This window comes from Bacillus sp. BML-BC051, from assembly GCF_019656175.1.
Classification (GTDB): Bacteria; Bacillota; Bacilli; order Bacillales; family Bacillaceae_G; genus Bacillus_A; species Bacillus_A mobilis.
The window spans coordinates 13,036-31,938 of record NZ_BPLI01000018.1 but is presented as its reverse complement, the minus strand read 5'-3'; the positions used below and the strand labels follow the sequence as shown (position 1 = coordinate 31,938).

At 34.8% G+C, this 18,903-nt stretch carries 21 protein-coding genes; 15 read left to right on the top strand and 6 right to left on the bottom strand.

All coding sequences use genetic code 11. The features are described 5' to 3' along the window. The first annotated feature begins 185 nt into the window (after positions 1 to 185). Positions 186 to 503, top strand: coding sequence for a hypothetical protein (locus K5S59_RS09785; RefSeq protein ID WP_000723810.1), 318 nt, complete (start codon positions 186 to 188; stop codon positions 501 to 503). Positions 504 to 595: 92 nt separating this feature from the next. On the opposite strand, the gene K5S59_RS09780 is transcribed toward K5S59_RS09785, so the two are convergent. Beyond that, positions 596 to 1,234 (bottom strand): YczE/YyaS/YitT family protein, encoded by a 639-nt coding sequence (locus tag K5S59_RS09780; protein ID WP_001241281.1) that lies wholly within the window; start codon positions 1,232 to 1,234, stop codon positions 596 to 598. Between the two features lie 193 nt (positions 1,235 to 1,427). Here K5S59_RS09780 and pepT point away from each other — a divergent pair, with 193 nt between their 5' ends. Continuing rightward, positions 1,428 to 2,660 (top strand): peptidase T, encoded by a 1,233-nt coding sequence (pepT, locus tag K5S59_RS09775; protein ID WP_000806997.1) that lies wholly within the window; start codon positions 1,428 to 1,430, stop codon positions 2,658 to 2,660. 36 nt (positions 2,661 to 2,696) lie between these two features. On the opposite strand, the gene K5S59_RS09770 is transcribed toward pepT, so the two are convergent. Genes K5S59_RS09770 through K5S59_RS09760 form a run of 3 tightly spaced genes read right to left on the bottom strand, consistent with a single transcriptional unit; the run spans position 2,697 to position 4,712 of the window. Continuing rightward, positions 2,697 to 3,608, bottom strand: coding sequence for a DNA-3-methyladenine glycosylase family protein (locus K5S59_RS09770; protein WP_000123145.1), 912 nt, complete (start codon positions 3,606 to 3,608; stop codon positions 2,697 to 2,699). Continuing rightward, entirely contained in the window at positions 3,605 to 4,135 is a 531-nt protein-coding gene (locus K5S59_RS09765) for a methylated-DNA--[protein]-cysteine S-methyltransferase (RefSeq protein ID WP_097844251.1), read from the bottom strand. Before K5S59_RS09765 ends, K5S59_RS09770 begins: the two co-directional genes overlap by 4 nt. Further along, on the bottom strand, positions 4,116 to 4,712 hold the full coding sequence (locus tag K5S59_RS09760) for a bifunctional transcriptional activator/DNA repair enzyme AdaA (protein WP_000551295.1): 597 nt from the start codon (positions 4,710 to 4,712) through the stop codon (positions 4,116 to 4,118). The genes K5S59_RS09765 and K5S59_RS09760 overlap by 20 nt, the downstream gene beginning before the upstream one ends. 154 nt (positions 4,713 to 4,866) lie before the next feature. On the opposite strand from K5S59_RS09760, the gene K5S59_RS09755 reads away from it, so the two are divergent. The 11 genes from K5S59_RS09755 (at position 4,867) to K5S59_RS09705 (ending at position 15,232) form a co-directional block, all read left to right on the top strand. Further along, positions 4,867 to 5,625 carry an exodeoxyribonuclease III gene (locus K5S59_RS09755; protein WP_000767604.1) on the top strand — a complete coding sequence of 253 codons (759 nt, stop codon included), beginning with the start codon at positions 4,867 to 4,869 and terminating at the stop codon, positions 5,623 to 5,625. A gap of 298 nt (positions 5,626 to 5,923) precedes the next feature. Then, the gene (locus tag K5S59_RS09750) at positions 5,924 to 6,889 is read left to right on the top strand and encodes an iron-hydroxamate ABC transporter substrate-binding protein (protein WP_120450808.1); all 966 of its coding nucleotides are present in this window, start codon (positions 5,924 to 5,926) and stop codon (positions 6,887 to 6,889) included. A 27-nt stretch (positions 6,890 to 6,916) separates the two neighbouring features. Next, on the top strand, positions 6,917 to 7,924 hold the full coding sequence (locus tag K5S59_RS09745) for a FecCD family ABC transporter permease (protein ID WP_001173063.1): 1,008 nt from the start codon (positions 6,917 to 6,919) through the stop codon (positions 7,922 to 7,924). Beyond that, positions 7,917 to 8,939, top strand: a complete 1,023-nt coding sequence (locus K5S59_RS09740; RefSeq protein ID WP_000935144.1) for a FecCD family ABC transporter permease — start codon at positions 7,917 to 7,919, stop codon at positions 8,937 to 8,939. The genes K5S59_RS09745 and K5S59_RS09740 overlap by 8 nt, the downstream gene beginning before the upstream one ends. A gap of 14 nt (positions 8,940 to 8,953) precedes the next feature. Continuing rightward, positions 8,954 to 9,775, top strand: coding sequence for an ABC transporter ATP-binding protein (locus K5S59_RS09735; RefSeq protein ID WP_000025778.1), 822 nt, complete (start codon positions 8,954 to 8,956; stop codon positions 9,773 to 9,775). A gap of 15 nt (positions 9,776 to 9,790) precedes the next feature. Then, positions 9,791 to 10,609, top strand: a complete 819-nt coding sequence (locus K5S59_RS09730; RefSeq protein WP_001098314.1) for an alpha/beta hydrolase — start codon at positions 9,791 to 9,793, stop codon at positions 10,607 to 10,609. Between the two features lie 277 nt (positions 10,610 to 10,886). Then, the gene (locus K5S59_RS09725; RefSeq protein WP_000849103.1) at positions 10,887 to 11,114 is read left to right on the top strand and encodes a hypothetical protein; all 228 of its coding nucleotides are present in this window, start codon (positions 10,887 to 10,889) and stop codon (positions 11,112 to 11,114) included. A gap of 247 nt (positions 11,115 to 11,361) precedes the next feature. After that, positions 11,362 to 11,664, top strand: a complete 303-nt coding sequence (locus tag K5S59_RS09720; RefSeq protein ID WP_000349636.1) for a metal-sensing transcriptional repressor — start codon at positions 11,362 to 11,364, stop codon at positions 11,662 to 11,664. 202 nt (positions 11,665 to 11,866) lie between these two features. After that, positions 11,867 to 12,073 (top strand): copper chaperone CopZ, encoded by a 207-nt coding sequence (gene copZ / locus K5S59_RS09715; protein ID WP_000436979.1) that lies wholly within the window; start codon positions 11,867 to 11,869, stop codon positions 12,071 to 12,073. A 95-nt stretch (positions 12,074 to 12,168) separates the two neighbouring features. Next, positions 12,169 to 14,589, top strand: a complete 2,421-nt coding sequence (locus K5S59_RS09710; RefSeq protein WP_120450806.1) for a heavy metal translocating P-type ATPase — start codon at positions 12,169 to 12,171, stop codon at positions 14,587 to 14,589. A gap of 163 nt (positions 14,590 to 14,752) precedes the next feature. Beyond that, positions 14,753 to 15,232: a GNAT family N-acetyltransferase gene (locus tag K5S59_RS09705; RefSeq protein ID WP_000910306.1), complete on the top strand. Its 480-nt coding sequence runs from the start codon at positions 14,753 to 14,755 to the stop codon at positions 15,230 to 15,232. A 20-nt stretch (positions 15,233 to 15,252) separates the two neighbouring features. Here K5S59_RS09705 and K5S59_RS09700 read toward each other — a convergent pair whose 3' ends face one another. Both K5S59_RS09700 and K5S59_RS09695 read right to left on the bottom strand, forming a co-directional pair. Further along, the gene (locus K5S59_RS09700; protein ID WP_001043904.1) at positions 15,253 to 15,525 is read right to left on the bottom strand and encodes an HU family DNA-binding protein; all 273 of its coding nucleotides are present in this window, start codon (positions 15,523 to 15,525) and stop codon (positions 15,253 to 15,255) included. 141 nt (positions 15,526 to 15,666) lie between these two features. Next, positions 15,667 to 16,482: a formate/nitrite transporter family protein gene (locus K5S59_RS09695; protein WP_000110534.1), complete on the bottom strand. Its 816-nt coding sequence runs from the start codon at positions 16,480 to 16,482 to the stop codon at positions 15,667 to 15,669. Positions 16,483 to 16,677: 195 nt separating this feature from the next. On the opposite strand from K5S59_RS09695, the gene K5S59_RS09690 reads away from it, so the two are divergent. After that, the gene (locus K5S59_RS09690) at positions 16,678 to 17,571 is read left to right on the top strand and encodes a metallophosphoesterase (RefSeq protein WP_120450804.1); all 894 of its coding nucleotides are present in this window, start codon (positions 16,678 to 16,680) and stop codon (positions 17,569 to 17,571) included. Positions 17,572 to 17,683: 112 nt separating this feature from the next. Beyond that, entirely contained in the window at positions 17,684 to 18,895 is a 1,212-nt protein-coding gene (locus K5S59_RS09685; RefSeq protein ID WP_120450802.1) for a M20 family metallopeptidase, read from the top strand. Positions 18,896 to 18,903: the final 8 nt, after the last annotated feature.

Genomic DNA, 18,903 nt, shown 5'->3' with positions numbered 1-18,903 from the left:
AGTTGGTTTAAGTAAACAACTTTTAATATGACAAAATTCCAAACATTGGATTTATATTCAATTGGAGAAAAAGATGTAGAATTTTGTCTTACGGTCCCCGTTTACTTTTCATTTCATTACATATAGGCTTTGTGGTGTAAAGGAGAAAATCACCTTTACACAAAATTTATAAGGAGGACATTGTGATGAAAAAGATTAGAAAGTTTGCGGGAGTTGCTTTAGCGGGCACGATTGGATTAAGTGGACTACTGTTTTTAGAACCAAGTGTAAGTGCTGCAGAAACACAGCAGGTGAAAGAAGAAAATTTCAATGCAATTGATGTAACGATGAATCAAAGTGAATTTTATGTATTGAGTGGCAGAAGCATTGATGTTCTTTCTGGAGATAAAGAAGCAATTCAACTAAATAAATACACAATTCGTTTTAGTAAACCAGGGAAGTATGTCATTAAAGTAAATGGCTGTATTTATGACGATATATATACTTTTATTGTAAATGAGTAGTATATATTCTTAAATTGTGAGATAAAAAAAGAAACACCCTATTTGCGGTGAGAATCGTAAATAGGGTGAATTTATTTGGATTAAGCTGTACTTTAAATATGTTCACTAATGTTCTTTTTGCTATGTAAAGTATGTAAAAGAGTTTGAAACATCTTAAATGATTGTTGAAAGATTGGGCTTTGAATAAAGGTGTACAGAAAAGTTACGATGAAAACAGGACCTCCTAGCATAAATCCAATAACTAGTACAACACATTCTACTATAATTCTAGCACGGCTAATAGACAGTCCTGTTTTGTCGGAAATAGTAAGCATGAATCCATCGCGAGGTCCAGCACCAATCCCAGCCGCAACGTACATCCCTCCCCCAATACCTGTAATGGCAATACCGGATAATAAAATGAGTAAATTTATCCATAAAAAATCACTAGCGTTTGGAAGGATATTTGATTGTAAGAAAAAGTCCATAATGGGGCCGATAAGTAGTGCATTTAAAAATGTGCCCACATTTATATATTTTCGATCTACTAGTAAAGAAATGAGAACGAGACATAATCCACATATGACACTCCACGTACCAATGGTCCATCCAAATCTTTGGTAGAGAGCCATGTTTAAAACTTCCCAAGGATGTAAACCGAGAAATTTAACTTTGACTGCAAGAGCATTCCCAAGGCCGAAAAAAATTAATCCTAAGAAAAAAAGAAAATAGCGTAAGAGAGTTAGCCTCATCTTTAATACCTCCCATATTTTATAATTATGTATATTACATGTAAGAGTCTTAATGTACAAATATTACGACTTTTTAGTTGGTATTCATAATTTCTAAAATACAAATGAAATATATATTCACAGTCAAAAAAGTTAAAATATTTCGTTTTAAGGATTATAATAGAAAGAGAAACGTAAAAGGGAGTGAATGAGTTTGAAACAAGAACTTATTGAAAGATTTACGAGATATGTAAAGATTGATACACAATCAAATGAAGAAAGTCATACAGTACCAACAACACCTGGACAAATTGAGTTTGGAAAGATATTAGTGGAAGAGTTAAAAGAGATTGGCTTAACAGAAGTAACAATGGATGATAATGGGTATGTAATGGCAACACTTCCTGCTAATACGGATAAGGATGTTCCAGTAATCGGCTTTTTAGCACATTTAGATACGGCAACAGATTTTACAGGGAAAAACGTAAAACCACAAATTCATGAAAATTTTGATGGCAATGCAATTACGTTAAATGAAGAGCTAAATGTTGTGTTAACGCCAGAACAGTTTCCAGAATTACCATCATATAAAGGGCATACGATTATTACAACGGATGGTACGACACTTCTTGGAGCAGATGATAAAGCGGGTCTTACAGAAATTATGGTTGCAATGAATTATTTAATACATAATCCGCAAATTAAGCATGGGAAAATTAGAGTTGCATTTACGCCGGATGAAGAAATTGGTCGTGGGCCAGCGCATTTTGATGTAGAAGCGTTTGGTGCATCATGTGCTTATACGATGGATGGAGGTCCATTAGGTGGTTTAGAGTATGAAAGCTTTAATGCTGCAGGTGCTAAGTTAACGTTTAACGGAACGAATACACATCCTGGAACAGCGAAAAATAAAATGCGTAACGCAACTAAACTTGCTATGGAGTTTAATAGCTATTTACCGGTAGAAGAGGCGCCGGAATATACAGAGGGTTATGAAGGATTCTATCATTTACTTTCTTTAAATGGTGACGTTGAGCAAAGTAAAGCGTATTATATTATTCGAGATTTTGATCGTGAAAATTTTGAAGCGCGTAAACATAACGTTGAAAATATTGTGAAGCAAATGCAAGAGAAGTATGGACAAGATGCAGTCGTTTTAGAAATGAATGATCAATACTATAACATGCTTGAAAAAATTGAACCAGTGAGAGAAATTGTTGATATTGCATATGAGGCGATGAAAAGCTTAAATATCGAACCAAACATTCATCCGATTCGTGGTGGAACAGATGGATCACAATTATCGTATATGGGATTACCAACGCCGAATATTTTCACAGGTGGTGAAAACTATCACGGTAAATTTGAATATGTTTCGGTAGATACGATGGAAAAAGCTGTTCAAGTTATTGTGGAAATCGCAAGACGCTTCGAAGAACAAGCTTAAAAAAAACCAAGTAGTGCGGATGCGCTACTTGGTTTTTTAGTATAATACTCGCCACAAATAAAAAGTTGCGTAAGACTCCCAGTTGGTCCAATTTGCCGCAAAATCTTTTATTTCACGTTTAGTCGGTTTACTTTCAGAACCTGTTATATATTTAATTGCATTGTGCAAACCAACATCGTCAATTGGAAAAGCGGAAGGAAATCGTAAACAGCGCATTAAAACATAGTGGGCAGTCCACGGTCCTATACCATGTATAGCAGTTAATTGTTTTTCAGCTTGTTTCACGTCTTGTATTTGTAGTAAAGATTCTTTTGATAGTTTTCCTTCTGTAATAAGCTTTGCAATACCGATTAAATATTCACATTTTCTAGTCGTCATTTTTAAGTTTTTGAGATCCTCTACATGTAAATTGGCAATCGTTTCAGGAGAAGGGAATATCCAATGTTTTCTATCATTCCACTCTACATAACTTCCAAAGTGTTCGACTAATCTTCTTTTTAGTGTATAAGCATATGTGAGGTTTATTTGCTGACCGATAATTCCCCAGGAAAGTGCTTCAAATAAGTCTGGAATACCTAAAGTACGAAGACCATAATATTGTTCAATTGGTCTTTGAAGGAGTACATCATGTTTAGCTAATGTATAAAAGGGAGCTAAATCAGTAGTTAAATCAAACCACTCTTTCACATAGTGAGCGACAGCTTCGCATACCAATTCTTCAGATGTATATAATTCTTCTAAAAAACGTATTTGAATATTTCCATCCATATTCATACTAATTTCAACTAAAAGATTTACATCGTGAACAGGGATCACTTTATAAATTTTGTTATCTTCAATGTGGAACATACATTCATTGTTAGAACGCGATAGATAGCGTAAATTTTCTTGGAAACTAAATTCTGTTGGAACTACTAAAGTTAATGCGCTAGTATGTTCTGCTGTCATATGCATTTTACCTGCGACTTTTCTAATATAAGCAATTCTTTCTTCATTGCTAATCCACCTCTAAATCCGGTTAATTTACCATTCTTTCCAATAACACGATGGCAAGGAATCGTAATGAGAAGAGGGTTGGCAGCAATAGCAGTAGCAACAGCACGTACAGCCGTAGGTTTTTGTATTCTTTCGGCAATTTCTGAATAAGAATATGTTTTCCCGTAAGGAATTTCACGTACCGTATTCCAAACAGATAATTGAAAATCAGTTCCGTAAGCATCGATAGGGAATGTAAAAGTTTCTCGTTTACTTTCTAAATACTCGGTAACTTCTTTCGCATATGATTGCAGATAATCTGGATTACAGGCCAATATATGTTGTGGCAATTTTTTTCTAGCCCATATATTTAGTTCTTCTAAATTTTCATCTTGTGATCCAATAAAGCATAGTCCATTTTCTGTTGCCGCAATATGAAACTGCCAATTCTTATGTGTAAGTAGCGTCCAATAAATAAATTTATTTTTGTTGGAATTCATTTTTGTATCCTTCTTTCATTTCGTTCTTTTTTCGATATTCAGTAGGAGTAAACCCGGTTTTCTTTTTAAATAAGGTTGCGAAATACTCTGTGTTTTCTATCCCGACAGCAGTACTAATTTCTTTAATGGATTGATTTGTTTGTAATAGTTGTTCTGCTGCTTTAACAATCCTGAACTGTAGTATATATTCTATTGGACTTATTCCTGTTGTTTTTTTGAAAGTGCGTTGTAAATGAAAGGGGCTACCATGGCACATTTCTGCAAGTATATCGAGAGTTAATAATTCGTTAAAGTTCTTTTCTATATAATCTTTAATTTGTTCTACCCATTCTTCATTAGGTAAAGTTAGTCCATTTGGCTTACAACGTTTGCACGGGCGAAAGTTTTCACTTAATGCTTGCTCTGCATGATGAAAAATTCGTACATTGTTTCTATTCGGTATTCTTGATTTGCATGACGGCCGGCAAAAGATTCCTGTTGATTTCACGGCATAAAAGAATTTGCTATCATAGGAAGAATCATTCTGAATAATTGCTTGCCAATGCTCATTTGTTAACGTAATTCCTTCATTGTGCAAAGAACATCACCTCTGAAATTAGTATAACCTGAATAAAGTGCGTATGTATGTATTCACAAATGTAAGAGCAAGATTACAAAGGTGAAAATATGATTGTTTTTCTATTTTGTGATAGCATGAAATTTGGAAATAAACATCAAGAGGAGGGCTATAAGTGAAGTTAATTTCATGGAATGTAAATGGTTTGCGAGCAGTTATCGCAAAGGGTGGATTTTTAGAATATCTCGAGGAATCAAATGCTGATATATTTTGTTTACAAGAGATTAAATTACAAGATGGACAAATTGATTTAAATCCAGAGGGATACTATACATACTGGAATTATGCTGTGAAAAAAGGCTATTCAGGAACGGCTATTTTTTCGAAACAAGAACCGCTTTCTGTTACATACGGTTTAGGCATCGAAGAGCATGATCAAGAAGGCCGAGTTATTACTGTAGAATTCGAAGGTTTTTATATGATAACGTTATATACACCAAATTCAAAACGTGGATTAGAACGATTAGATTACAGAATGAAATGGGAAGATGATTTCCGGGCGTATATAAAACGATTAGATGAAAAGAAACCAGTTATTTTTTGCGGTGATTTAAACGTTGCTCATAAAGAAATCGATTTGAAAAATCCAAAAAGTAATCGTAAAAATCCTGGATTCTCTGATGAGGAACGAGAGAAATTCACACGTATTTTAGAAGAAGGATTTATTGATACATATCGTTATCTGTATCCTGATCAGGAAGGCGCATACTCATGGTGGTCGTATCGTATGGGAGCGAGAGCGAAAAATATTGGATGGCGTTTAGATTATTTTGTTGTTTCTGAAAGAATGAAAGACAAAATAACAGAGGCGAAAATTAATAGTGAAGTAATGGGATCAGACCATTGCCCAGTTGAATTACACATAAATTTCTAAAAAAAGAAGTATCTCCCTGACATTAGGCGGATACTTCTTTTTTATTCAGTTTGTTAAAATTTTTCAAATCTTTCTTGAAATAATTGCATATTAAATATATACTTAGTAACGATAATCATTATCAATGAAAAGGGTTATCAATGGATGAGGTGTAAAAGAATTATAGTTTAGGGGAAGTGAACGGGAATGAGTTCTGGATAGAATTATTAATCTAATGAAATATATATGTAAGACAAGTTTCATATAGTTAAATTTTGTTGAGAATATAGTTTGAAAATTAGAGAGGAGATATATAAAGATGAACAAGAAGTTATTTACATTAGGGATGGTTACAGTATTAAGTGTAGGATTAGCAGCATGTAATAGCGCTGATAAAACTTCTGGGGAGCAAAAGCAACAGACAAAAGCTACGGAAACGAAAAAAGACGAAAAAAGAAAAATTACATATTTAGGTGAAGAATATACAGTACCAGCAAAAGTAGATAAAATTGCGACAGCTAGTTTAGAGTCAATGGAAGATGCAGCGGTACTTGGTATTAAGCCAGTCGGTGCAATTACTGTTGGTGGTAAATTACCGAAGTATCTTGAAAAAGATTTAGAAGGTGCAAAATCTGTTGGTGAGAAAATGGAACCAAATTTTGAAACATTACTACAATTAAAACCAGATGTTATTACATCAAGTACGAAATTCCCAGCAGAAACAGCTGAAAAGTTCACGAAAGTAGCTCCGACATTCCCAGTATCGCACGTGTCAACAAATTGGGAAGATAATTTAAAGTTAATGGGAGAATTAACTGGTAAAAAAGATAAAGCAGAAAAGATTATTAAAGATTACAATACGGATGCTGAAAAAGCAAAAGCAAAATTAGGAGATAAGTTAAAAGACAAAAAAGTACTTGTTATTAGACTTAGAGCAAACGACTTATTCCTATACCCAGAAGGAGTATACTTTAATCCTGTAATTTATAAAGATCTTGGACTAACTGCTCCAGAACAATTGAAAACTGTAAAAGCACAAGAGAAAATTTCATTTGAAAAACTTGCTGAACTTAACCCGGATTATATTTTCTTACAATATGAGTCAACTGAAAATAAAAACCCGAAAGTGCTAGAAGAAATTGAAAAGAATCCAATTTGGCAAAGTATGAATGCTGCGAAAGAAAAGAAAGTATTTGTAAACGTTGTAGACCCAATGGCACAAGGTGGTACAGCTTGGAGTAAAACAGCATTCTTAAAAGAAGCAGTGAAGAATTTATCTAAATAATACAATAAGTAAGGTGCGTTGAATGATATGCAGAAAACAAATGCAGTACCAGTGACTATATTATGTATAGCACCCATACTCATCTTATTCACAGTTATACTTTCTATTTTGTATGGGGCCAAAAGTATTGATGCTGAAACAGTGTGGAACGCATTATTTCATTTTGATTCAAGTGATGTAAATCATAATATTATTATTACTTCACGTTTACCAAGGGTAGTTGCAGCTCTTTTAGTTGGAGCATTTCTAGCCATATCAGGAGCACTTATGCAGGGGATGACAAGAAACTATCTTGCATCCCCTTCTATTATGGGTGTGACGGATGGGGCAGCTTTTGTTATTACACTTTGTATGATTTTTCTTCCGGGAATGTCATCAATTGGTATGGTTGTGTGTTCAATGATTGGTTCTGCGCTAGGAGCAGGTATTGTGTTTGGTTTTGGTTCGCTCCTCCAAAATGGCTTATCACCAGTTAGATTAGCAATTATCGGGACAGTTATTGGAACATTTTTAAGTAGTGTATCTGCTGCGATGGCTTCGTATTTCCAAATTTCTCAAAATGTTAGTTTTTGGTTTAATGCAAAGTTAGATCAAGTGGACCCTAATGTAATTATAATCACGATACCTTTTGGGATAATTGGGATAGCTTTAGCATTAGTAATATCAAAATCTATTACAATTCTTTCTTTAGGAGAAGAGGTATCTATTAATCTAGGACAACGTACAAAACTAGTTAAAGGGATGGCGATTTTATCCGTTATTCTTTTAACAGGAACAGCAGTTGCATTAGTCGGAAAAGTAGGTTTTGTAGGTTTAATTATTCCGCACATTACTCGCTTTATAATTGGGGTAGATTATAAGTGGATCCTGCCATGTGCAGGTGTTATTGGTGGAGTTTTCTTAGCGTTATGTGATGTTTTAAGTAGATTTGTAAATTATCCATTTGAAACGCCAATTGGAGTCGTTACTTCCTTAATTGGAATTCCTTTCTTCCTTTATTTAATCCGTACAAGAGGGGGAGAGAGACATGCTTAATAGTTCAAGGCAACGTTTCGGAATGACGATGGGGATTATTATATTTTTAATACTATGTGCTGTTTATATTAGTTTAACGAATGGCACGTTTGATATTACGATTACAGATGTATTTAAAACACTCTTTAGAATAGATCCAGTACCAGATCATGATTTAGTTATTTTTGAGTTTCGTCTTCCGCGCATCGTAATTGCTGGATTAGTAGGATTGGGCCTCGGCGTTGCAGGTGCTGTTATTCAAGGGATTACGAGAAATGGATTGGCAGACCCAGGTATTTTAGGAGTAAATGCCGGAGCAGGAACAGCAATCGTCATCTTTATGTTTTTCTTTCAAGGACAATTAAAGAGCACAGACTGGATGTCTATTATGATGATGCCAATGTTTGGTTTAATCGGCGGATTAGGTGCAGCTATTATCATTTATCTGTTTTCTTGGAAAAACGGTAAGCTAGATTCGCAACGTCTTTTATTAACAGGGATTGCGATTGGATCAGGATTTGGGGCATTTTCTATGTACCTATCACTCAAAATGAAGTCAACTGATTTCGAGATGGCTGCAGTTTGGGTTTCAGGAAGTATATATAGCGCAAACTGGAAGTATATTATTGCAATGTTGCCGTGGCTTATCATATTAATTCCGCTTATACAAAAGAAAGCTTATTTATTAGATTTATTTCAATTGGAAGAAACGAGTATTACAAGTTTAGGAGTTTCAGTAGAAAGAGAGAAATCTATTTTACTATTAAGTAGTATCGGACTTGTGAGCGCTTGTGTTGCAGTTTCAGGAAGTATCGGTTTCATTGGACTAATGGCACCGCATATAGCGAAAAGACTTGTCGGTATTCAGCATAAGCATATTATTCCTACGTGCGGGGTAATCGGAATGTTCCTTGTAATTGCTTCAGACTTTATTGCAAAAACAGTTTTCACACCTGTAGAGTTACCAGTTGGAATCGTTATTTCTATTGTCGGTGTACCGTATTTCTTATATTTACTTTATAAGGCGAAAGCGTAAGAGGAGGAATAAAAGTGAGTATTTTAAGTGCAAAAAATTTAGAAACGAGTTATGAAAAGCTTACAGTGTTTCGCGATTTAAATGTGGAAATACAAGAAGGAAAAGTAACGACAATTATAGGGCCAAACGGGTGCGGTAAATCGACATTGTTAAAAACAATGGGAAGAATTTTAAAGCAAAAGAGCGGTAAAGTATATTTGCAAGGACAGGATTTAAATACAATTCCAACGAAAGAAATTGCGAAGCAGTTAGCTTTACTTCCGCAAACTCCAATTGCGCCAGGAGAGCTTAAAGTAGAAGAGTTAATTTCTTATGGACGCTATCCACATCGCAATAACGTAAATAAGTTAACTTCAAAAGATAAAGAAATGATTGATTGGGCATTAGATATTACGAAAACTTCTGAATTTCGAACGAGACAAATTGCCAATTTATCAGGTGGTCAAAGGCAAAAGGTATGGTTAGCGATGGCTTTAGCACAAGAGACAGAAGTGTTACTACTAGATGAACCAACGACATACCTTGATATGTCTCATCAATTAGATGTATTACAAATTGTGGAGAAGTTAAATAAAGAACATAATTGTACGGTCGTAATGGTACTACATGATATTAACCATGCAGCAAGGTTTTCAGATGAAATTATTGCAATGAAGGAAGGGGAAATCGTTACAACTGGTAGCCCAGAAGAAATCATTACAAATGAAGTGTTAAAAGAAGTATTTCATATTGATGCGCGTGTCATGATTGATCCATATAACGGATCTCCTGTTTGCTTTGGATACGATAGCGTTGTATCTCAAGAAGAGAAAGTTGAAATATATGTAACGAGTTAAGAGGGGGGATATAGGATGAATACTACTATTGAAAAACAGCAGATTATAACATTTAATACAGAGCAGTGGAAAATGTATTCAAAACTAGAAGATAAGGAATATCAAATTCATATTTCAAAGCCGAGGCAGCCAGCACCAGAGTCAGGCTATCCTGTTATATACGTATTAGATGGCAATGCTTTTTTTCAAACATTCCATGAAGCGGTTAAAATACAATCAGTTAGAGCAGAAAAAACAGGTGTTTCACCAGCAATTATAGTAGGTATTGGTTATCCAATTGAAGGGGCATTTTCAGGTGAAGAAAGATGTTATGATTTTACACCTAGCGTAATTTCAAAAGATGCGCCTTTAAAACCAGATGGCAAACCGTGGCCTAAAACAGGAGGAGCACATAACTTCTTTACTTTTATAGAAGAAGAACTGAAGCCTCAAATCGAAAATGATTTTGAGATTGATAAAGGAAAGCAAACGTTATTTGGGCATTCGTTAGGTGGTTTATTTGCTTTACATATACTATTTACAAACGTAAATGCCTTTCAAAATTATTTTATTAGTAGTCCATCTATTTGGTGGAATAACCAGTCTGTACTTGAAAAAGAAGTGAATCTTATAAGTGAATTAAATAGTGCCAAGTTTGAAACGGGAGTGTTCCTTACAGTTGGGTCATTAGAGCGAGAGCATATGGTTGTAGATGCAAATGAATTATCAAAGCGCCTTTTCCAAGTAAAACACGATCAGTTTAGATTTACGTTTTATGAAGCTGAAGGGGAGAATCACGCATCTGTTGTACCGACTTCTTTAAGTAAAGGGTTAAGATTTATTAGTCACGTATAAATTGAAATGAATATCTAATAAAATGCAAACAAAAGGCTATGGGGAATTTCTCCATAGCCTTTTGTTTGTGCAAGTAGAATTGTCCTTTTTGAACGTTTTGTTTCAACTTTTCGTCTAAAGAGACAAAAAGTTGTCACAATTCGGTCACAATTAGCATAAACATAAAATAGACGAAATGAACTTATTTCCAAAAAGGCTTGATTCATTACATTCATGATTAGTAGAGCTGAAAAAGCATGGATTAAAAGTTCACTATATTCTCAAGGAGGTAGATCGTATGAAAACTATTCTTGCTATCGCTGGGCTTATTTGGGTTTTATCACATGGCATTCCAATTTATGAAGGAGAACAAATTCGCAGTGCTCTAAATAAAAATTTTAATGAATATCACATTATTGATCGGCAAGATAATGTTGTGACAGTTCGTGTAAATGACTGTTTTCATACGGTAACCGTGGAAGGAACTTCAGTAGTGAATGACACAAAAGTATGTGATCAGCAATAATTATATATAGGAAGAAAAAAGTCTCAATTTACACGTATGTAAATTGAGACTTTTATTATTGTTTTTTGAAAAAAGGCAAGGGTATTATAATAATTGAGTCTGAGAAGCTAATAAGTTGTTAAGAATAAGCATAGAGCGGAAATATACTCATATGGGGTATCATACATAGATAATTAATGCTATAATTGGTATACTCGTAAAAGCAATTGTTTTATTGGATGAAGAGAAACTTTAAGAAGGTGATAATATGGATCATAAAGAGCATGAAGCAGTAACACATAGATCAGAAAAAGAAAAAGAACAAATTATAAATAGATTAAAGAGAATTGAAGGGCAAGTCCGCGGTATTCAAAATATGATTGAAAATGATCGTTATTGCGTGGATATTTTAGTGCAAATTTCAGCGATTAATGCAGCGATGAAAAAAGTAGGAATGGGTGTATTAAAAAACCATACAAGTCATTGTGTTTCAGGTGCTATTAAAGATGGCAATGGTGACGAAGCAATTGAAGAATTAATGACTGTATTTGAACGTTTTTCAAAAGCGTAAAAACAAGCTAGTATGTAACTGGCTTGTTTTTTGTTTACCTTCATATAAGATTTTGGTGTATTGATGTGAAAAAGTGTATGTAAAATAAACTTTTAGAAAATAATTGAAAAATCATGATACAAAACCATTGATTACCTTAGGGGGGTATGGTAAAATGTAATTGTGATTAACAAACAATGAAGAAACAAGAGGAGGATTTTAAATGGAACAGTTAACATTACAAGTTGAAGGTATGTCTTGTGGACATTGTGTAAATTCTATTGAAAGCAGTGTAAAAGAACTAAACGGTGTTGAACAAGTGAAAGTTCAATTAGCAGAAGGAACTGTTGAAGTTACTATCGACTCGTCTGCTGTAACACTAAAAGATATCGTTGCTGTAATTGAAGATCAAGGATACGATGTTCAATAATTATTTTTAGATATGGAAATAAATCGTACTTTATAGGAAGTACGATTTATTTTGCTAATAATTATACCTCATAAGGGTATATAGAGGTGAGAGACATGAATGAACAAAAAGAGGCCAATCTTCAAATATCAGGAATGACATGTGCGGCATGTGCGAATAGAATTGAAAAAGGTTTGAAAAAAGTAGAAGGTGTTCATGATGCAAATGTAAATTTTGCACTTGAAAAAACAAAAATAATGTATGATCCCCAAAAAACAAATCCGCAACAATTTAAGCAAAAAGTTGAATCGCTAGGGTATGGAATTGTAAGTGATAAAGCTGAGTTTATTGTTTCAGGGATGACATGCGCGGCATGTGCGAATAGAGTAGAAAAGCGCTTAAATAAATTAGAAGGTGTGAACGGAGCGACAGTAAATTTCGCTTTGGAATCGGCTACAGTAGATTTTAATCCTGATGAAATTCATGTAAATGAAATGAAGAGTGCAATTACGAAATTAGGCTATAAATTGGAAGTGAAATCAGATGAGCAAAATGGATCAACTGATCATCGCTTACAAGAAATTGAGCGACAAAAGAAGAAATTTATCATTTCGTTTATATTATCATTCCCGTTATTGTGGGCAATGGTAAGCCATTTCTCATTTACATCGTTTATTTATTTACCTGATATGCTTATGAACCCTTGGGTACAGCTAGCTCTTGCAACTCCAGTTCAGTTTATCGTTGGCGGGCAGTTTTATGTTGGAGCTTATAAAGCATTACGTAATAAAAGCGCAAATATGGATGTTCTTGTGGCACTTGGAACGTCTGCAGCGTATTTCTACAGTGTGTATTTAAGTATTAGGTCGATTGGTTCTTCGGAACATATGACAGACTTGTATTTTGAAACGAGTGCAGTACTTATTACATTAATTATTTTAGGTAAATTATTTGAGGCGAAAGCAAAAGGACGCTCGTCAGAAGCAATTAAAAAATTAATGGGATTACAGGCGAAAACCGCTACTGTTGTACGAGATGGAACAGAAATAAAAATTTTAATTGAAGAAGTGGTAGCTGGTGATATCGTTTATGTGAAACCAGGGGAAAAAATCCCGGTAGATGGGGAAATTGTAGAAGGAAAGTCAGCAATAGATGAATCGATGTTAACAGGCGAGAGTATCCCGGTTGATAAAACAATTGGGGATGTAGTAATCGGTTCTACAATAAATAAAAATGGCTTTTTAAAAGTGAAAGCAACTAAGGTAGGAAGAGATACTGCATTAGCTCAAATTATTAAAGTAGTAGAAGAGGCTCAAGGTTCAAAAGCTCCTATTCAAAGGGTAGCAGATCAAATTTCAGGTATTTTCGTACCGGTTGTAGTTGTGATTGCTATTATTACATTTGCAGTGTGGATGCTATTTGTTACACCTGGTGATTTTGGCGGAGCACTTGAGAAAATGATAGCCGTACTTGTTATCGCTTGTCCGTGTGCATTAGGTCTTGCAACGCCTACATCTATTATGGCGGGATCAGGAAGATCGGCTGAGTATGGCATTTTATTTAAAGGCGGGGAGCATTTAGAAGCAACGCACCGATTAGATACAGTTATTCTAGATAAAACAGGTACTGTGACAAATGGGAAGCCAGTGTTAACAGATGTAATGGTAGCAGATGGATTCCATGAAGAAGAAATACTACGTTTAGTCGGTGCGGCGGAAAAAAATTCTGAACATCCACTTGCAGAAGCGATTGTAGAAGGAATTAAAGAAAAGAAAATTGATATCCCAAGTTCAGAAACGTTTGAAGCGATTCCGGGATTCGGTATCGAATCAGTTGTAGATGGGAAACAATTATTAATTGGTACACGTCGATTAATGAAGAAATTCGATATTGATATTGAAGAAGTTTCTAAATCGATGGAAGCGCTAGAACGAGAAGGAAAAACAGCAATGTTAATAGCAATAGATAAGAAGTACGCTGGAATAGTTGCCGTTGCGGATACTGTTAAAGGTACTTCAAAAGCAGCTATCTCAAGACTTAAGAAAATGGGTCTAGACGTTGTTATGATTACAGGAGATAATACACAAACCGCTCAGGCAATCGCTAAGCAAGTTGGTATTGATCACGTAATTGCAGAAGTATTACCAGAAGGAAAAGCAGAAGAAGTGAAAAAACTGCAAGCGCAAGGTAAGAAAGTAGCAATGGTTGGAGATGGAATAAATGATGCTCCTGCACTGGCTACGGCGGATATCGGTATGGCAATTGGAACAGGTACGGATGTAGCGATGGAAGCGGCAGACATTACGTTAATCCGTGGTGATTTAAATAGTATTGCTGATGCAATCTTTATGAGCAAGATGACGATAAGAAATATTAAGCAAAATTTATTCTGGGCACTAGCTTATAATGGGTTAGGAATCCCGATTGCAGCGTTCGGTTTCTTAGCACCTTGGGTTGCTGGAGCCGCGATGGCATTTAGTTCTGTATCCGTTGTATTAAATGCATTACGACTGCAAAGAGTGAAATTAAAAAAATAAAAATCTATAGAGTAATTGCATATGCTTACAAACAAAAAAACAATACTTTGAAATAAGTATTGTTTTTTTGTTTATATAGAAAGAAAAAAGATATAATAAAGCAGAAATATTGAATACTAGATGGTAGAAAAGTTAAATGATAGTTTAGTAAGGAGGTTCATATATGTTAAAAGATATGATCATTAGAACATTCCATCAAGAGGATTTAGAACAAGTATTACAGTTATTCTATGAAACAGTTCATACAATTAATGCAAAAGATTATAACGTGTTACAGCTACAGGCATGGGCACCAGATCGACTAGAGAGAGAAAGCTGGTTACAGTCTTTAGAGAAGAATATTAGTTATGTAGCGGATTATAACGGTGTAATAGTGGGATTTGGGGATTATAATGATGAGCATTACGTAGATCGTTTATTTACACATAAAGATTATCAAGGAAAAAGGATAGCTTCCTACATACTACAGAAGTTAGAAAAAGAAGCAGTAAACTTGGGGCATGGGGAGATATATACAGAGGCGAGTATTACAGCAAAACCTTTCTTTGAAAGGAAAGGTTTTATTTGCATAAAGGAACAAAAGAAACAGCATAATGGTCAGATTTTTATTAATTATGTAATGAAAAAAATAGCCCTCTCGTAAACGAGAAGGCTATTTTTTCATTATTTTACAGCTTCTTTAAGTTCTTTACCAGCTTTGAAAGCAGGTACTTTAGAAGCTGCGATTTGCATTTCTTCACCAGTTTGTGGGTTACGGCCTGTACGAGCAGCTCTTTCGCGAACTTCGAATGTACCGAATCCGATAAGTTGTACTTTTTCACCAGCAGCTAAAGTGTTAGTGATTGATTCTACTACAGTTTGTACAACTACAGTAGCTTCTTTTTGAGAAATCTCAGCGTTTTGTGCTACGTTTTTAATTAATTCTGTTTTGTTCATGTTTTTCACCTCATATGTAAATAATGCTATTTAAGTTGTTATTATAACGTATAAAACATTCGAGAACAAGTGTACGCACATATATTCGTAAAAAAAATGAAATTTGTAATATTTTTTAGAGCCACTGTATAGACAGTTCATTTAAGCGGATACAGATTGTTTCTTTAATTCGGTTTGCTCTTTATTGGAAGGTAGTTTTTTATTATAAGATATGAAATAAGGTAACGCTACAAATAACATACCGCCTACTAAGTTTCCGAAGAAAACAAAAATGAAGTTTGGAAAATATTCAATCCAAGTTAACTGCCCGGCAAAAATTGCAGCTGGGATAACAAACATATTGGCTACAACGTGTTGAAATCCAATCGCAACAAAAGTCATAACTGGGAACCAGATGCCGATAATCTTTCCGATAAATTCTTTACTTCCCATACTGAGCCAAACAGCTAAACAAACGAGCCAATTACATCCGATTGCAGAAATAAAGGCTTGTAGAGGTGTATCTTCTAGTTTAGCTTGCGCAATGGAAACTGTTTTCGCTAAAAAAGCGCCCTCTGTTAATCCGACGATATGACCGAAAAAATATGCCACGAATATAGCACCTATGAAGTTGCTAAACGTAACAATAACTAAATTTCGTATGAAATGAAATAAAGTAATTTTCTTTTGAAGCCAAGCCATTGAAACGGTCATCATATTGCCAGTTACTAACTCACCGCCTGCAAGAATAACGAGTATAAGACCGATAGGGAATACAGCAGCGCCTAGAAAACTAGTAAATGATCCCCAAGATTTTGGCATTGTTCCGATAACATGGATATCAAGTAAATACCCTAATGCTATGAAAGCACCACCAAAAAAACCGAGGATTAGCATAGGAAGTAATGATAAATGAGCTTTTTTTCTTCCGGAATTCGCAGCAAGTTCCGTAATTTCTTCTGGTGTAAATACAGACATGAATAATCTCTCCTTAATAAAATGATAGAATGAATAGGTGGAACATTTTTAAAAATCTATGTATTATAAAAATATGTTATGACTTCTGTATAAATTTGTCAAAGTGAATGGGATAGAATTGGATATAACTAAAATTGTTCATGTTGTCACATTAATGTAACAATAAGGTTGTAAAGTACTTCTAGAGGTGAGAACATGAATACGCATCATGTGAAAAAAGAACAAAAAAAATCAATCGTCAAGATATTTATAATTAGTTTCATAAGCATAGTAATGATTTCAGTAAGTTTGTATTTCTATGCGACAGAAATAGAACGAAAACTAGTAACAGTTACGTGGAATGAAATAGAAGCATCTACAATTCCTAAAGAGTTTAATAATAAAAAAATATTACAATTCTCAGATGTACATTTAGGGCCAGAATTTACACTGAAACAACTAGAAAATTTGGTGGAGAAGATGAATGCGTTACATCCAGATGTAGTAGTTTTTACAGGGGATTTAATAGATAAGTTTGGATCGTATAAGGCGGAAAGAGAAGAAGCGAAAGGTATTTTACAAAAAATACATGCACCCTTAGGGAAATATGCAGTGTATGGGAATCATGATAGGGGCGGGGGAGGTAGTTTATTTTATAAAAAGTATATGGAGGAAGCCGGTTTCTCTGTGTTAGTAAATGAAGTGCAAAAAATTAAAGTAGAAAACGGAAAATATATTACAATATCAGGTTTGGATGATTTCTTATTAGGAAAGCCGCAAATAGACTCGACTTTAAAACATGTGAGACAACAAGATTTCAATATGCTCTTAGTACATGAGCCGGATGTTGTAGACAAAGTAGCTCGTTACCCAGTTGATTTTCAAATGTCAGGCCATAGTCACGGAGGACAAGTCCAAATTCCTTTTATAGGTCCATTAATTACTACAAAATTAGCTGAGAGCTATGTGGAAGGTATGTATGAATTAGAAGGGAAGAATAAGCCGTTACATTTATATGTAAATCGTGGTATTGGGACAACACGAATGCCTGTTAGATTTTGGAGTGTACCTGAACTTTCGGTATTTGTGTTAAAGCAAAATAGCAACTAGACTATCTTAGAGTAGTAGAAGGGCTTTCAAAGAAAGTGCTCTTTTTTATTGATTGAACACAGAATATTATGTAACTTTTAATTAAAGTGTTAAAAAAGAAAGGGGCATTTCTATGATAGAAACATGGCATAAAGAATTAGAAAGTTTATATAACCAAATGGTTTTGTGGCGAAGAGATTTTCATCAGTACCCAGAGCTATCGTTTCAAGAAATAGAAACATCGAAAAAAATAGCTGAAATCTTAAAAAGCTTTCATATTAATGTGAAAACAGATGTTGGTGGAAGAGGGATAATCGGCGTAATTGAAGGTGGAAAACCTGGGAAGACGATAGCGCTACGTGCTGATTTTGATGCACTACCTATTCAAGATGAAAAGCAAGTTTCATATAAATCAAAGGTTCCCGGCGTAATGCACGCTTGTGGCCATGATGGACATACAGCAACACTTTTAGGCGTTGCAAAAATATTAAGTGAACATAGAGACCAGCTTTCTGGCAAAATAGTTCTTATACATCAACATGCAGAAGAGAAAGACCCTGGCGGAGCAATTGCTATGATTGAGGATGGTTGTTTAGAAGGTGTAGATGTTGTGTTTGGAACACATTTATCTTCTCAAATGCCTATAGGAATGGTTGGAGCGAAAGCTGGAGCAATGATGGCGGCAGCTGATACATTTGAAGTAAAGATTCAAGGGCGAGGCGGTCACGGCGGTATGCCGCATCATACTGTTGATGCTATTATCGTTGCAACACAAATAATTAATCAGTTACAACTTTTAGTGAGTCGAAGAATAGATCCGCTTCAATCTGCGGTATTAACAGTTGGTACATTCCATGCTGGTCAGGCGGATAATATCATTGCGGATACTGCTACGTTTACAGGAACCATTCGAACACTAGATCCTGAAGTGAGAGAATATATGGAGAATGAATTTAAACGAGTTGTTGAAGGGATTTGTCAGTCTCTTCATGCTGAAGTTACTATTCAATATAAACGAGGCTATCCAATATTAATAAATCATGCAGATGAAACGAGTCATTTTATGGAAATCGCGAAACGTGACCTTGGAAGAGAAAGAGTCATTGAAGTACCACCTATTATGGGGGGAGAAGATTTCGCATACTACTTAGAGCATGTTCCAGGAGCATTTTTCTTCACAGGTGCGGGTAATGAAGAAATAGGAGCAACATATCCACATCATCATCCTCAATTTGATTTTGATGAACGAGCGATGTTAACTGGTGGTAAATTACTTTTAAGCCTTGTAAATAGTTATGTAAGAGATGGAAAAGAATCTCTTCATCATGTAGAAGTGAAAAAGTGATTTATATA

Coding starts and splice junctions, on each gene's coding strand:
- K5S59_RS09785 (WP_000723810.1), top strand. CDS start 186: ATGAAAAAGATTAGAAAGTTTGCGGGAGTTGCTTTAGCGGGCACGATT.
- K5S59_RS09780 (WP_001241281.1), bottom strand. CDS start 1,234: ATGAGGCTAACTCTCTTACGCTATTTTCTTTTTTTCTTAGGATTAATT.
- K5S59_RS09770 (WP_000123145.1), bottom strand. CDS start 3,608: ATGACAGCAGAACATACTAGCGCATTAACTTTAGTAGTTCCAACAGAA.
- K5S59_RS09765 (WP_097844251.1), bottom strand. CDS start 4,135: ATGAATTCCAACAAAAATAAATTTATTTATTGGACGCTACTTACACAT.
- K5S59_RS09750 (WP_120450808.1), top strand. CDS start 5,924: ATGAACAAGAAGTTATTTACATTAGGGATGGTTACAGTATTAAGTGTA.
- K5S59_RS09745 (WP_001173063.1), top strand. CDS start 6,917: ATGCAGAAAACAAATGCAGTACCAGTGACTATATTATGTATAGCACCC.
- K5S59_RS09740 (WP_000935144.1), top strand. CDS start 7,917: ATGCTTAATAGTTCAAGGCAACGTTTCGGAATGACGATGGGGATTATT.
- K5S59_RS09730 (WP_001098314.1), top strand. CDS start 9,791: ATGAATACTACTATTGAAAAACAGCAGATTATAACATTTAATACAGAG.
- K5S59_RS09725 (WP_000849103.1), top strand. CDS start 10,887: ATGAAAACTATTCTTGCTATCGCTGGGCTTATTTGGGTTTTATCACAT.
- K5S59_RS09720 (WP_000349636.1), top strand. CDS start 11,362: ATGGATCATAAAGAGCATGAAGCAGTAACACATAGATCAGAAAAAGAA.
- copZ (WP_000436979.1), top strand. CDS start 11,867: ATGGAACAGTTAACATTACAAGTTGAAGGTATGTCTTGTGGACATTGT.
- K5S59_RS09710 (WP_120450806.1), top strand. CDS start 12,169: ATGAATGAACAAAAAGAGGCCAATCTTCAAATATCAGGAATGACATGT.
- K5S59_RS09705 (WP_000910306.1), top strand. CDS start 14,753: ATGTTAAAAGATATGATCATTAGAACATTCCATCAAGAGGATTTAGAA.
- K5S59_RS09700 (WP_001043904.1), bottom strand. CDS start 15,525: ATGAACAAAACAGAATTAATTAAAAACGTAGCACAAAACGCTGAGATT.
- K5S59_RS09695 (WP_000110534.1), bottom strand. CDS start 16,482: ATGTCTGTATTTACACCAGAAGAAATTACGGAACTTGCTGCGAATTCC.
- K5S59_RS09690 (WP_120450804.1), top strand. CDS start 16,678: ATGAATACGCATCATGTGAAAAAAGAACAAAAAAAATCAATCGTCAAG.
- K5S59_RS09685 (WP_120450802.1), top strand. CDS start 17,684: ATGATAGAAACATGGCATAAAGAATTAGAAAGTTTATATAACCAAATG.